This window comes from Acetobacterium wieringae, assembly GCF_023700225.1.
GTDB lineage: Bacteria > Bacillota > Clostridia > Eubacteriales > Eubacteriaceae > Acetobacterium > Acetobacterium wieringae.
This window is the reverse complement of the sequence record NZ_CP097897.1, coordinates 1,749,657-1,763,329: the sequence shown is the minus strand read 5'-3', so window position 1 is coordinate 1,763,329 and position 13,673 is coordinate 1,749,657. Positions and strand designations below refer to the sequence as shown.

Annotated in this window: 15 protein-coding genes; 9 read left to right on the top strand and 6 right to left on the bottom strand. The window is 45.6% G+C overall.

What is annotated here, in order from left to right:
* Positions 1-141: 141 nt before the first annotated feature.
* The 5 genes from CHL1_RS08605 to CHL1_RS08585 all read left to right on the top strand — a co-directional run bounded on the left by CHL1_RS08605 (position 142) and on the right by CHL1_RS08585 (position 4,501).
* On the top strand, positions 142-1,110 hold the full coding sequence (locus CHL1_RS08605) for a lamin tail domain-containing protein (protein WP_084633629.1): 969 nt from the start codon (positions 142-144) through the stop codon (positions 1,108-1,110).
* A 39-nt stretch (positions 1,111-1,149) separates the two neighbouring features.
* Positions 1,150-1,794, top strand: coding sequence for an MBL fold metallo-hydrolase (locus tag CHL1_RS08600; RefSeq protein WP_250936088.1), 645 nt, complete (start codon positions 1,150-1,152; stop codon positions 1,792-1,794).
* 97 nt (positions 1,795-1,891) lie between these two features.
* Positions 1,892-2,455 carry a hypothetical protein gene (locus tag CHL1_RS08595; protein WP_250936086.1) on the top strand — a complete coding sequence of 188 codons (564 nt, stop codon included), beginning with the start codon at positions 1,892-1,894 and terminating at the stop codon, positions 2,453-2,455.
* 23 nt (positions 2,456-2,478) lie between these two features.
* Entirely contained in the window at positions 2,479-2,844 is a 366-nt protein-coding gene (locus CHL1_RS08590) for a VOC family protein (RefSeq protein ID WP_070371388.1), read from the top strand.
* An 82-nt stretch (positions 2,845-2,926) separates the two neighbouring features.
* Positions 2,927-4,501: a histidine kinase N-terminal 7TM domain-containing diguanylate cyclase gene (locus CHL1_RS08585; protein ID WP_250936084.1), complete on the top strand. Its 1,575-nt coding sequence runs from the start codon at positions 2,927-2,929 to the stop codon at positions 4,499-4,501.
* Positions 4,502-4,662: 161 nt separating this feature from the next.
* Here the strand turns inward: CHL1_RS08585 and CHL1_RS08580 are convergent, their stop codons facing one another.
* Positions 4,663-5,196, bottom strand: coding sequence for a hypothetical protein (locus CHL1_RS08580; RefSeq protein ID WP_070371390.1), 534 nt, complete (start codon positions 5,194-5,196; stop codon positions 4,663-4,665).
* A gap of 695 nt (positions 5,197-5,891) precedes the next feature.
* Between CHL1_RS08580 and ytvI the strand changes: the two genes are divergently transcribed.
* Entirely contained in the window at positions 5,892-6,971 is a 1,080-nt protein-coding gene (gene ytvI, locus CHL1_RS08575; protein WP_070371392.1) for a sporulation integral membrane protein YtvI, read from the top strand.
* Positions 6,972-7,191: 220 nt separating this feature from the next.
* On the opposite strand, the gene CHL1_RS08570 is transcribed toward ytvI, so the two are convergent.
* Genes CHL1_RS08570 through CHL1_RS08555 form a run of 4 tightly spaced genes read right to left on the bottom strand, consistent with a single transcriptional unit; the run spans position 7,192 to position 10,154 of the window.
* On the bottom strand, positions 7,192-7,851 hold the full coding sequence (locus CHL1_RS08570) for an amino acid ABC transporter permease (RefSeq protein ID WP_148637059.1): 660 nt from the start codon (positions 7,849-7,851) through the stop codon (positions 7,192-7,194).
* Positions 7,845-8,567: an amino acid ABC transporter permease gene (locus CHL1_RS08565; RefSeq protein WP_070371394.1), complete on the bottom strand. Its 723-nt coding sequence runs from the start codon at positions 8,565-8,567 to the stop codon at positions 7,845-7,847. The genes CHL1_RS08570 and CHL1_RS08565 overlap by 7 nt, the downstream gene beginning before the upstream one ends.
* A complete protein-coding gene (locus CHL1_RS08560) occupies positions 8,567-9,379 on the bottom strand; it encodes a transporter substrate-binding domain-containing protein (RefSeq protein ID WP_070371395.1) in 813 nt (270 codons plus the stop codon). Before CHL1_RS08560 ends, CHL1_RS08565 begins: the two co-directional genes overlap by 1 nt.
* Positions 9,380-9,431: 52 nt before the next feature.
* Positions 9,432-10,154, bottom strand: a complete 723-nt coding sequence (locus tag CHL1_RS08555; protein ID WP_070371396.1) for an amino acid ABC transporter ATP-binding protein — start codon at positions 10,152-10,154, stop codon at positions 9,432-9,434.
* Between the two features lie 294 nt (positions 10,155-10,448).
* On the opposite strand from CHL1_RS08555, the gene CHL1_RS08550 reads away from it, so the two are divergent.
* Positions 10,449-10,814 carry an Acb2/Tad1 domain-containing protein gene (locus CHL1_RS08550; protein WP_070371397.1) on the top strand — a complete coding sequence of 122 codons (366 nt, stop codon included), beginning with the start codon at positions 10,449-10,451 and terminating at the stop codon, positions 10,812-10,814.
* Positions 10,815-10,895: 81 nt separating this feature from the next.
* On the opposite strand, the gene CHL1_RS08545 is transcribed toward CHL1_RS08550, so the two are convergent.
* Positions 10,896-11,417 carry a DUF4364 family protein gene (locus CHL1_RS08545; RefSeq protein WP_070371398.1) on the bottom strand — a complete coding sequence of 174 codons (522 nt, stop codon included), beginning with the start codon at positions 11,415-11,417 and terminating at the stop codon, positions 10,896-10,898.
* Between the two features lie 84 nt (positions 11,418-11,501).
* On the opposite strand from CHL1_RS08545, the gene CHL1_RS08540 reads away from it, so the two are divergent.
* Complete coding sequence (locus CHL1_RS08540) at positions 11,502-12,206, top strand: 4Fe-4S double cluster binding domain-containing protein (RefSeq protein WP_139142353.1); 705 nt, start codon at positions 11,502-11,504, stop codon at positions 12,204-12,206.
* Between the two features lie 117 nt (positions 12,207-12,323).
* On the top strand, positions 12,324-13,643 hold the full coding sequence (locus CHL1_RS08535) for a DUF512 domain-containing protein (protein ID WP_250936076.1): 1,320 nt from the start codon (positions 12,324-12,326) through the stop codon (positions 13,641-13,643).
* Positions 13,644-13,673: the final 30 nt, after the last annotated feature.

The window sequence follows — 13,673 nt, the reverse complement described above, 5'->3', positions numbered from 1 at the left end:
TGTCAGTAAATGTGTATAATTAACCCTAACAAAGCTTATGGGGAACCGTGCCTGATTCCTTCGGATAAAAGGCCACCGCCCTCAAGTGATTCAATTAAATACCAATACGTTTAAAAAAAGATCCAAAAAGGGGAAATTAACATGTCTCAAATTAAAAAACACCTACCCGGGAAATCAACGGTGCTGCTGACCCTGGTGCTGCTGTCGATATTTATCTTTTCCGGTTGTAGCACCCTAAATAACTCCAATCGGCCAGATTTTGAAGGTTATACCTGGATTGAAGTCGATGGTGGCGACCTGTCGGGCCAGCGGCTGCCCAATGTGGTGGTAGATATTGGTTTTGGCGATCGTGAGTATTATGCTTTTACCAATGAATATGGCCAATTGGTCAAGGTGACGGCAAAAGAAATCATTTTACAGGATGATGATAAGGAACCGGTTTTGGACACGGGCCGCTATTATCCCGATGAGGCCAAGGTTCCCGGTACCGAAAGCCCCACCCTCGATGAGGGCCATGTCATTGCCGATTCCCTCGGCGGGGTGTCCAATGCCTATAACATCACTCCCCAGGATAGCACCCTGAATCGGGATGGTGATCAGGCCTATATGGAAAAGGTCATTCGTGATGCCGGTGGCTGCAGTGATTTTACTGCAGTGATCACCTATCCGTCGACCACCACCCAGATCCCCAGTCACTACAGTTATACCTATACCCTAAAGGGCAATGTCATCCATGATGAATTTGACAATGTCAATCCCGATGACGTCAATCAGGGACTGGGCCTCACGTCGCAAAATGGGGGAGCCGGTAGCGGCGTCAGCATTAGCGCCCGTGATAAAAAGGCCGAATACATCGTCATTAAAAATGACGGTACCAATCCGGTTGACCTAACCGGCTGGAAAATCGTATCCGTTACCGGGAACCAGACCTTTACCTTTCCGGCCTTTAGTTTAGCAGCTGGTGCCGAGGTGAAGGTTGGGGATTCTGCCACCAATTCCGGTATCGATTTTCATTGGCTCGATGGCGGCGGGACCTGGAGCAACAGCAAAAGTGACCCGGCGGAGTTATATGACAACACCGGTAAACTGGTGGATCGTTACGATGATTAATCATTACCTATTAATCATAACGCGAAAGGAGAATAACCAATGAACATCATCACCATCTCAGCCGGTTCCAATTGTTACCTGATCTCTCAGGGGGAACACCACCTGATGATTGACGCCGGTGCCCCGGGAATGGGGGATAAAATTGAAAAAACCATGGCCCAACACCAGATTGCCATGGAACAAATCCGTTATCTGGTGCTGACCCATGGCCATAGCGATCATATCGGCAGTGCGGCTTTCTTTCAGAAAAAATATGGCATCCCCATTGTCATCCATCAAAACGACATCAATATGATTGATAATCCCTTTTCACAACAAATGCAGGCCACCCATCCCATCGGCAAAATGATTACATGGCTGGGGAAGGGTACCATGAAGCGAAATCCGCCCCAAAGCTTCACGCCGGATCTGATCATCACCGGGCCCCAAACCAACCGGCTGGGTTTTGGCGAAACCATCCATCCACTGCCGGGACATACCCGGGGCTCCATGGTGATTACCTTTCCCAGCGGTGAATTATTTGTCGGGGACATCCTGATGCATATGCTAAGCCCCCAACCGGCATATTTATGGGAGGATCACGCCGCCTTGCAAAAGAGTATTCAGGCGGTGCAGCAGCTGCCGGCAAAAACCATTTACTACGGACATGGCCGACCGACACCGGCAAGTAAAATAGGGCAGTAGCAATCGCCCGCAGAACATTTCCCGATAACGAAGCGCTTTTTGCCAGAACAATAAACAAGGGAATAAATATTTTCAGAATTAAAAGAACGGAGCAGATGTGACCGATAAAAATAAAAAACCAATGCGAAAGGACTACCAGGCCATTTTTACAAAAGCCTATGCTCTGATGGATGAAGCGATCATCGCCGGTAATTGTGGAGAATGTTGTGGCTATCATTGCTGCCGCCGACGTGATGACGACGAGAAACGACTGGGTATGTATTTATTACCGCTCGAATATGAATACATGCAAGCGGCAGTCGCAACCGACTACGAGCTGCACAGCCAGAAGCACTACAAGATGCCCCCTAAAATTAAAAAAATGTATTATATCTATTGCCATCTGGAGAGTGGTTGCCTGCGGGATCATCGGCCCATTCAATGCCGGACCTATCCCTTTGAACCTCATCTCGAAAATGGGGTCTTCTCACTGGTAATAGAAAAAGAGCAGATTCATGGCTGTCCACTGATAACACGCCGCTCCGAGTGGCGTCCGGCCTTTATTGATGGCATTTATAATGGCTGGCTGGAACTGCTAAAGATCCCCATCATTACCTATCACATTGAATATTTTTCTAAAGAGCGCAGCGCCGCTGGTAACATTATGATAAACTATCCATAACGCTAAAACAAAAGGAGAACATTATGAACCTATCATGGGTAACCCTTACCGTCAAAAATATGGACGAATCCTTAAACTTTTATACCGAAGTGCTGGGTCTGACACTGCTGGATCGCCGACCGGCTGGCCCCCAGATGGAGCTGGCCTTTTTAGGCGACGGCGAAACCAAGCTGGAGCTGGTCTGTAACCAGGCCGTCACCAGCTTTGATATGGGCCAGAGCATTTCTTTGGGCTTTTCGGTGGCGTCAGTTGATCAAAGTATGGCGACGCTAACGGAAAAAGGCATTGCCATTCACAGTGGCCCGTTTCAGCCTGCCCCGTACATCCGCTTTTTCTTTATCCTCGATCCCAATGGTCTGAAAATCCAGCTGATCGAACACCTCGCCTGAAAACTAAGAACATGAAACTTAAAAATCACCCATCCCAACATCATCGCCAAAGACTGGCAACAGCAGAAAGAAACAGGGACAGATGAAAGAAACGGTCTTAATCATTAATATCGCCACCCTGATGGTGACTTTGTTTTTAGTATATGTCAGTTACCGGCATCGTCGGGACAAGGGTGGGCTACCCTTTTTGTGTACGATGGTGCTGCTGTTGTCCTGGGTGGCCGGTTCCACCATTGAATTGTTTGCTCAAAGCTACGAGGCCAAAGTATTCTGGCGGAATTTTATTCAAATAGGGATGGCCTTTATCCCCATTGCCAATCTCTGGTTTGTCATTGAATACACTGAAAACAAAAACAAATATCTCAAATATACGGTGTGGCTGGCAGCAGCAATCAGCCTGACCGGAATTGTTTTGACCTTCACCAATCCACTGCATCATCTGATCCGCAAAACCGTGGAGATGGTTGAAGTAAACGGTCACTGGAGCCTGTATGTGGAGCCGGCATTCTGGGGCAATATGTTTGTGCTGTTGCGTTTCGCCCTGATGTTGTTTTCGATCATTATTCTGATACTGTTTCAAATCCGTATTTTCAGAAGCGGTCAGAAGCAGGTTCTCTATATCCTGATCGGCTTTATTCTGGCCCTGACGCTGTTACTGATCAAAAACTACCTGATTGTCGGAACCGCCGAAACTTTTCCGATGTCGGTGATCTTTTTGATTCCCAATCTGTTTATCGCCTATAGTGTCTATCGCCACGATTTTTTAAAGATTGCCCCCTTGGCCAAGGATTGGATCATCAATTCCCTGCCAGATGGGATCGTGGTTTTATCCGCCGCCGGGGAGATTGTGGAGGTGAACCCGTCAGCTGCTGCATTCTTCCAGCATTTTACCGAACCAGAAGCGGCCCAAAGCCCTCACAAAGCATCCGGCAACAAGCTCACAAACCGTGATTTCACCAAATACTCGGCCTTTCTTCACAGCCAATCATTATGGCAGGAGGGCTTAACGCAAAGAAAAAACGGCAGCGTTGAACTGGAGCTGGACACCCTTGATGGAGCCAAACACTACTACGAAATTGATCTGCATCACTTTATCAACGACCGGCACCATTATTCTGGCAGTGTCTCGGTGATCCGCAACGTAACCAGCTCCCGGCTCGAGCGACAGTCCCTGAAACGACAGGCCGAGATGGATCGGCATATTCAGGTGCTCAACAAACAGGCCTACATTGATTACGTCAATGCGTCAGTCGCCGACCCGGTTTCCTTATTGATTATCGATATTGATAAATTTAAGGCCGTCAATGACCAGTATGGCCATCCAGTTGGGGATGTTGTCCTCTTAAAAGTGGTGGATGCCATCAAGCAGTGTATCCGCAAAGACGATCTGGTCGGCCGGATTGGCGGAGATGAGTTCAGCCTGACCCTTTTGGGCTGTGGCAAAGAACAGACCCAGGCCATCATCCGGCAGATTCTTAAGCAGGTTCAAAAAGAAACCGCCGACGTGCTTCATGAAAGGGTCACCGTCAGCATCGGTGCTGTAACCGATCAGACCTTGCCGGGCCACCATTTTGAAACGCTGTATCAGAAGGCGGACGAGGCCTTATATTCGGCCAAAAAAGCCGGTGGTAATCAGGTGGTCTTTTATGAACACTAAAAAACGGCCTGATCCAATCAACCCTGCCGGACCGCCCCCTTGAACCCCCGTCTCAAAAACGGGGCCTTTCACTGGTGCCGAAGGCGTACCGCAACCAATGCGACAACATCAGATTCCCTTATACGAGTGCCTGCTGCCACGAATGCCGGATAATCGGCACCCTATTGATTGACAATCTCGCTGATTTTGGCATACAGGTCATTTTCGTCCTTCATCAGATGTCCCTGGGGAAAGATGGTTGTCATATAATGCTGGGCAAACGGAAAACAGCATGCTTCAAAGGGTTTCATCTGAGAATTGATGAAGCCAAAATCAAGTTGCCTGATCTCGATTTGATCGACTTCAATATGTTGGGCACACTTCATTTCCATCGGATCAAAGATGAGTCCGAAGGGATCATTGCCGTTGTTGTCAAGCTCTCCGGCATAATCAATTGATAAATTACCTTCAATCCATAAGCGCTGATTCAAAAAAACGCAATTATACTGATTGATATCAATGATCAAATCCATTCTGGTGGGGCTATCCTGACCTTCAATATCACAAATCAGCTTGCCATTATAGGTGGTTGTAAAAACCGATTTCTGTAAGGTGGAGGGGAGAAAACCTTGGCCCGGATCATAGTGAAAGGTATTGGATTCGTAGTCACAGATCACCCAGGAAATTAAATTGGTCGTTTTGTTCCGGGCAATCACATACAGCTCATATCGCGAACCCCAAAAAACACTCGTATGAACATTAAAACACCCGATGATTGCGCAATGCTTTTTATCAGAGTGATCAAATATCGAAATCGGTACGAGCTCATAGTTATCGGGGATGTATTCTTTAACCTGTTCTGGAGTAATCTATTAAATAGAAATATTTGTCAATGGCTGAATATCAGCACTGTGGCCAGCGCATTTCCCTGGACTATTCCGTGGCTTGGGTCAATCAGACCAGTGCGGCCATACCGTTTTTGTAAATGATGTTAATCTTGATTTATTCATTGATCTTTACAATCAGATGCGGTAAAATTACAACAATAATAAAAAAAGGAGTGATCATTAAGTGAATGATGAACCTGACGAGACGCATAGGATTAATTTTAACTTGCGCCCTAAACTAAAACCGTGTTTAGTTCGATTAAGTCTCTTATTCTACCATCGTAGACCTCGACGCAGTATTTTAAGTGCTGTTTTTTTTGGTCTTTTTTAGTATTATAAATTTGAAGAAAAATCATGTCTTTATAAACCGTTTTTCAGCTTATCTGAGAAACGGTTTTGTTATCGATCGAACCCCGTCTGGTGTTCACATATAATCGATCAATGCGAAGTGAATTAAGTTGAACAATGATTACTGTCAGTGCAATTTCGCAATTACCGATCACAAATAAAAATTGGAGGAATAAATGGAATCCCCTTATGACAAAAAAAGACAGTTTATCATCAATGCTGTCTACATTCTTTTAGTGGTGGCGATTGTGTATCTCATTTTTGAGTATGCAATTTCGTTACTAAGCCCTTTTATCCTGGCTTTCCTGATTGCATATCTGCTTAAAGGCCCGGCCAAAGCAATTTCTGAATGGACCCGGTTGCCAAACAAACTGGTATCGTTTGTTCTGGTTCTGGTGTTTTACGGTGGTGCCGGGATTCTGGTTGCCCTGGTGGGAGTTAAATTAATCTCAACCCTGACGCAAACCATCAGTGCCTTACCCGATATCTACGAGTATCAGCTCAGACCCTTTCTGCTGACCACTTTTGACGGGATAGAACAAACCGTCTTTCTGATTGATGCGGCCCTGGTTGATGTCCTCAATGCAGCATCGGAACAGCTGGTCAATTCCCTGGGGGATAATGTCACCAGTATCTCCTTGGCCTTTGTGGCCTTCTTATCAGACCTGGCCGGGTCGCTGCCGGCTTTTTTAATCAAAATGCTCTTGATGGTCATTGCCACCTTTTTCATGGCGGTTGATTACGAAATGCTGTCAGCCTTTGTTTTCCGGCAGTTTTCCGAGAAAGCCAATGAGATTTTCCAGACTATTAAAAATTACATCGTCAATACCCTCTTTGTGGTGATCCGGTCCTATGCCCTGATTATGTCAATTACCTTTGTTGAACTCTCCATTGGACTTTCAATTGTCGGGATTGACAACCCCATTCTGATTGCCTTTTTTATTGCCATCTTCGATATTTTACCCGTGCTGGGAACCGGTGGGATAATGATCCCCTGGTCGGTGATCACCCTGCTTCAGGGTAACTATCAGACGGCGCTGGGCTTGATCCTGGTTTATGTTTTTGTGACAGTCATCCGCAATATTTTAGAGCCTAAAATCGTCGGCGGTCAATTGGGCCTGCACCCGGTGGTGGCCTTAATGAGCATGTTTATCGGTGTTAATTTACTGGGGGTTCTGGGCCTGTTTGGTTTTCCCATTGCCCTGTCACTACTGAAACATTTAAATGATGTGGGAACGGTAAAGCTCTTCAAATAAAGCCCTTGGCCGCCAAAAAGAAAAATCACTCCAGCAGTTAAGGTTAAATGGTTTAGTCATTGGCATGCACCAATCTGGCGCAGCGACCCAAATATAGAAAACCACTAAGCACCGATCCTGGTTAATAACGATGCCGTAATTAAAACAAAGTCATGGATTAAAATCAATCCATGACTTTGTTTACGTTTTAACTCATTCATTATTATCTGGAATTGTTTCATTATCTGGCGATTTGTGTTCTTTTCTGATAGCTGCGAACCACACACGACAGGCTGAAACAAATCACAAAATAACCAACTGCCAACACCGCAAAGATCATAAAAACTTCAGGTGTCGTCGTATAGCGTCCCATAACCACAAATCCGCTGCGAGTATACTCGGGAATTGCAACAACCTGCAAGAAAGAGGTATCTTTAACAGTTGTAATGACCTGCGAAAGCAGGGAAGGCACAATACTTTTAAAACATTGGGGCAAAACGATGTAGATTAATGTTTGGATCAGCGTAAACCCCTGAGATGTAGCGGCTTCGAACTGGCCCTCGGCGATGGCGTTTAAACCGCCACGGACAATTTCTGCAATAACCGCTGAAGTGTATAAAGTCAAAGCTAATCCGCCACGAATGACAATGGTGCCATAGGGAATCATAAAGCAACACACCAGAATCCAGAGCAGTAAGGGTGTATTTCGAAACATTTCAATATAGAAGCCAGCCAATTTGCCCAAAAAGCGCTTTTCATACGTTCGCAGCAAAGCCAGTATGGTTCCAAAAATAATCGAGATAATAACAACCGATACTGAAATCGCTATGGTTAACGCCATGCCTTTGGCTAAGAATTCAACATTTGAAGGCGTAAATACATTTTTAAAAACGTCTAACATGTTACGGCCTCCTCACATGGATCATAGAGAGTACGGGTCGTGTCATTGCGTTTGAGACGTTCTTCATATTTTCTTGCCCAGGTTGCCAATGGGAAACAGAGCATAAAATACAAGAGACCGGCAAAAACATAAGATGGCCCATAATCAAGACTGGATGATGCCCATGAATCAGCCATATACATCAGATCAAAACCAGAAATCATCGCCAGAACGGAAGTGTTTTTAATCAGGTTGACGGCCTGATTGGTAAGCGGTGGCAGAATAATCTTAATTGTTTGGGGTAGAATAATATAGCGCATATACTGAATATAAGTAAAACCCTGGGACTTGGCCGCTTCGACTTGTCCCTCCGGAATGGAAGTAATTCCCGTCTTAACAACTTCGGAAACATAAGCACCATGATAAACCCCTATGCCTAGAACCCCAATTACAAACACACTTAGCCGCAGTCCCGCAATGGCCAGACCATTATACAAAAAGAAAACCTGAATAACCAGGGGAGTGTTTTGAAAGAACTCAACATAAATCCTTGCGATCCCACGCATTACTTTATTGTTTGAAGTTGAGATAACGCCAAAGATAATACCCAGAACAAGAGCAAGTATCAAGGCGAGGGCTGCGACCTCAATGGTTCGCAGAAACCCTTCGCCAAACATTTGCCATTCTCCAAACATCTTCTCCCAACGCCATAAGGCAAAAGGATTAGAACTATTCATTAATAATTAAGTCCCCATTTCGTGATCAGGCCTTCAATGGTGCCATCTTCTAACCATCCGTTGATATAGCCGTCAACTGCTTCAGTCAGAGCTATGTTATCAAGTTTTGAGGTAACACCATATTGTTGCGGTGAGAAGCGGTCTGGCAAGATCATGGTCGTATCGTCAACATAGCCACCAAGAATTGAACCATCGACACAGAAAGCATCAACGCGTCCAGAGTCTAAAGCTGCCTTGATCTCTGGATAAGTCGCATATTCTGAGAATGATACCGTAATCCCTTTTTCATCGGCAACTTTTTGAACAGCATCTTTGGAGGTCGCACTTTGAGCAACACCAATTACTTTGCCATTCATGTCAGCTAAACCTTTGAATCCGGCATCTTTTTTAACGAGCAGACCAACCGCATCTTCATAATACGGGGTCGAGAAGTTGTAAGTTAATTTTCGTTCGTCCGTAATCGTAAAGGTTGCAATAACAAGATCGACTTCGCCATTGTCAAGTAATGGACCACGGGTTTTAGCCGTTACCGGTGTTAATTCATAAGCATTTTCATCGCCGAGAATTGCTTTGGCCAACAGCTTGACAAGATCAATTTCAAACCCTTCGATTTCACCAGTAGTGGTGTTACGCAGCCCAAAGTTGGGAACGTCTTCTTTAACACCGACACGTAAAACACCGGCTTTAACAACTGCGTCCAAACTACCATCAGTGGTAGCATTGTCCTTTGAACCAGTTGACGACGAACAGGCTGCCAAGGTAAACACCAGGCATAAAACAAGCAGAGCAGAGAGTACCTTTTTCATAGTCATTTTCCTCCTAAATATAAAATATAATAACTAATATCGCTTGCGACATTAGAAATTAACGCAGAATCTTACTGAGAAAGAGTTTTGTTCGTTCCTCGGTTGGGTTTTCAAAGAAATGTTCCGGTTTTCCTTCTTCCACAATCCGGCCATCGTCCATAAAGATGACCCGATCGGCAACCACCCGGGCAAAACCCATTTCATGGGTAACCACTACCATGGTGATGTTTTCCTTTGATAACTTGATCATGACATCCAACACTTCCTGAACTGTTTCCGGATCCAGCGCTGATGTTGGTTCATCAAAAAGGATAATCTTTTTTTCAGTTGCCAGGGCTCTGGCAATAGCGACCCGCTGTTGTTGTCCCCCGGACAAGGTTGCCGGATAAGCATTTTCTTTTTCACTCAAGCCAACAATCGCCAAATATTTACGGGCTTTTTTGATGGCTTCTTCTTTGGACAGTTTTTGCAGTTTGATCGGTGCCAGGGTCAGATTTTCCAGCACGGTTTTATGGGGATACAAGTTAAAACTCTGAAATACCATCGCCGATGTTTGTCGCACCAGTTGAATTTTATTTTTTTGCGTAAGTTCTTCACCATCGATAAAAACATGCCCGGAAGTAGGTGCTTCCAGAAAGTTCATACAACGAACGGTGGTACTCTTGCCCGAACCTGACGGTCCGATAATTACTAATTTTTCACCCTCTGCAACCTCCAGATTAATATCTTTTAACACATGGTGTTCACCAAAATACTTATTCACATCTTGAAGTTTAATCAATTATTCTTCCTCCAAATCTAATGTCAATAGCCAAAAAAAGAACTTCCATAAAATATACGCACTGTGTTATAGTATATTTGAAGCTCCCTCGCTACATAAATTATTTTTAAATATAAAAAACCCTTTTACAATAATATTATGAAGAAGAGCTTTTGTCAAGCGTTTAAAAAGTTGCACTATTAAGAACGTCAATGCTCAAAAGAACTGAATATGCGATTCGGTTTTGGGTATAAAGGGGTATAATCAAATATAACTTAGAGTGAATACAACTTAGAGTGGAAAGAAGGCAGCAAAATGGGTGAGAAAATAACAACCGTTCAGTACAAAGGCAATTTAAATGAGGTTTATCGAGTCGCTGACAAGGGCGTCGGCAATGCTTATAACGAGTATGTTATTCGGACTAAAGACGATGATCCAGTTGAGCTGGCAAGAATTAAGTTTCAAAAAGGAGCCAGAAACGAACCCATATCGGAAGTCGGCGTCATTGATTCTGATTTGCTTGAGATTGTCAGAGATCGCTTAAAGCTATTCCAGGAAGGGGAGTTTGAGTGTACTGAGAATGCGATGGCCTTGGTACATATTGAGACAGCAATCATGTGGTTAAACCGTCGGGTGGAAGATCGGATCAAACGTGATGTCATCGGAACCCATAAGAAATAACTATACGCAACGACGACGAAGGTTGGCTATCGGGTTAAAACCCCAGTGGCCAACCTTTTGAATGTGTTGCTATAAAATTAATCAGGTTAATAGATTCAATACCGACGCATATAACTCCTGGGTATTTTCTTTCCAGCGATTACAGATGTCCAGCGCCAGTTTCAGGGTCGGGGCATTTAAGGCGATCTCCATTAAAACCATATTGTTTTCCTGAAGTTTTAGTTCCACCAGATAGTCGGTTTCCCCCAATTTCTGGTAGTTGGCAGTAATTTTTACTTCTTTAAAAATCTTGGCCCGGTTTTCCTTTAAGTAAAGATCAATCATCTCGGCAATATAAGTGGGGATTTTATCGTGAAAAACCGTCAGCGTATCCTTGCCCATGGGCGTTAAGCTCAATACTGATTTACCGTCATATTCCAGCGTTGAAAGAAAATCGTCCTTGATCAGATCGTCAATGTAGAGTTGGATATCAAAATAACCAATCTGCAGGTTTTCAATAATGATCAGAGCAATCTGCTCCCGGGTTAACGCGGTTTTGATTTTTTGTAGGACATAGAGTATGATTAATTTATCTTCAGCCTGTTGCGAAGAATTAAAGAGCATAAATATCACCACCTTTGTTTTGTAATGCTATTGTAACACATCAATGGGTGAATTTCCCTATTTCTGTGTAAAAAAGAGGAGAAAATGAAAAAAGAAATCTGCAGTCATCAGTCCGATGCCCTCAATCACACCATTAATCACCTGGGGCAGTCCCTGGGTGCCACGGCCGTCGGCTTTTCTGATCTGTCCATTCTACCGGAGCAAAAACGGATGGGCTTTAACCGGGCCATCACGATTCTTATCAAACTGTCCAATGGCATTTTAAATCAGATCGGGGAGGAGCCGACCCAAACCTATTTCAGCCATTACCGCAGTGTCAACCGTCTGCTCGATGATATCAGCCTGCGGCTGCTGCTCAGTCTGGAGGCCCTTGGTTATCCAAGCGTGGCGATTCCGGCGTCCCAGTCGGTGGCCGATCCTAATGATTCGTTTACCGGCGCCTTCTCCCATAAAACTGGTGCCGTGCTGGCGGGGCTGGGCTGGATCGGCCGCAGTGCCTTGTTTATCCACCAGCGCTACGGCCCCCGAGTACGGCTGTCCACTATCCTGACCAATGCTCCTTTTAATGTCGGCGACCCGGTGACCGAAAGCGGCTGTGGCAGCTGCCGGGTCTGTGTCACGGCCTGTCCGGCCCAGGCCATCGAAGGGCAGCTGTGGACCCCGGGGATGGCCCGTAACCAGCTTTACGATGCCTTTGCCTGCAGCCAGCAGATGAAGGAGGCCTATCAGCATATTGGCCGGGGAGCGGTCTGCGGCCTTTGCATGGTTCGCTGTCCCATCGGCCAATAATTGCGAAAAATTCTTAAAGAGGTTTTTTTTTCAGTGAAAGTATTATATAATAGGTAAGGAGAACTGCCGGCTGGTTTTGCTGGCAGTTTTTAAATTGTAAAGAAACAGAGAGAGCGATTGAAAAAGTTTATTATAGAGGCTGTTGAAAAAGACAGCATTTTCAGCGAAATGGATGTTACCCCCGGGGACTGTCTGCTATCAATCAACGGCATGCCGGTCACCGATATCCTCGACTACCGCTATCTGATTGCTGATGATTGCTTAGAGGTGGAAATCGAAAAGCCGGATGGGGAGATCTGGGAGCTGGATATTGAAAAAGAATATGAGGACGATCTGGGGGTGGTTTTTCCCGAAGCGATGATCGGCACTAAAACCTGCAAAAATAATTGCGTTTTCTGCTTTATCGATCAGCTGCCGCAGGGCATGCGGGAAAGCCTTTATGTCAAAGACGACGATGAGCGGCTGTCCTTCTTAACCGGCAACTACATCACCATGACCAACCTGACCCCGGATGAACTAAACCGGATTATCCGCTACCGGATCATGCCGATGAACCTGTCGATTCATACCACTAATCCCGAACTGCGGATTAAAATGCTTAAAAACCGTTTTGCCGGGGATGTGATGCGTTACCTGGAAACATTTTATGAAAATGGCATTTTGATGAATGGTCAGATTGTGCTGGTACCGGATTATAATGACGGCCCCGAACTGGAAAAGACACTTAATGAACTAAAGCGCTTTTACCCGGTGCTGCAGTCGGTGTCGGTGGTGCCAGTGGGCCTGTCCAACCACCGTCAGGGTCTCGCCGAGCTCCGGCTTTTTACCCGGGATGAAGCCCGGCAAACCCTGGCCCTGATCGACGCTGTTCATGGTGAAATGGAAGCCCAGCATGGTGATGGCTTTGTCTATCCCAGCGATGAGTTTTACCTGCTGGCCCAGAGCCCAATTCCCGACAGTGATTATTATCACGGTTTTCCCCAGATTGAAAACGGGGTGGGGATGATGGCTGATTTTAAAACTTCTCTGACTGAGGCCCTGGCTAATTTAAAAACCCTAAAAACCCGCAATCAGCCTAAAAAAATCGGGCTGATCACCGGCACTGCCGCGGCCACGTATCTGGACGAACTGGCGACTGCCATCACAGCCGCTGTGCCCGGGCTGACGCTGACCGTTTTCCCAATTACCAACCACTTCTTTGGGGAAGCCATTACCGTCTCTGGCCTGGTCACTGGCACTGATATCCTAGCTCAGCTAAAAAATCAGCTCGCCGACGATCCCTGTGATCTACTGCTGCTACCAGAAAACGCTCTTCGCAACGGCAGTCATACCCTGCTCGATGACTGGACCCTGGAAAGTCTCAGCGATGCCCTGGGCGTCAAAGTTGCCAGTGTTCCCCTAGATGGTCAGGCTCTGCTTGACCACTGCACCACGTGAATCAAGCCAAACCAATCAGCTAGCAACTAT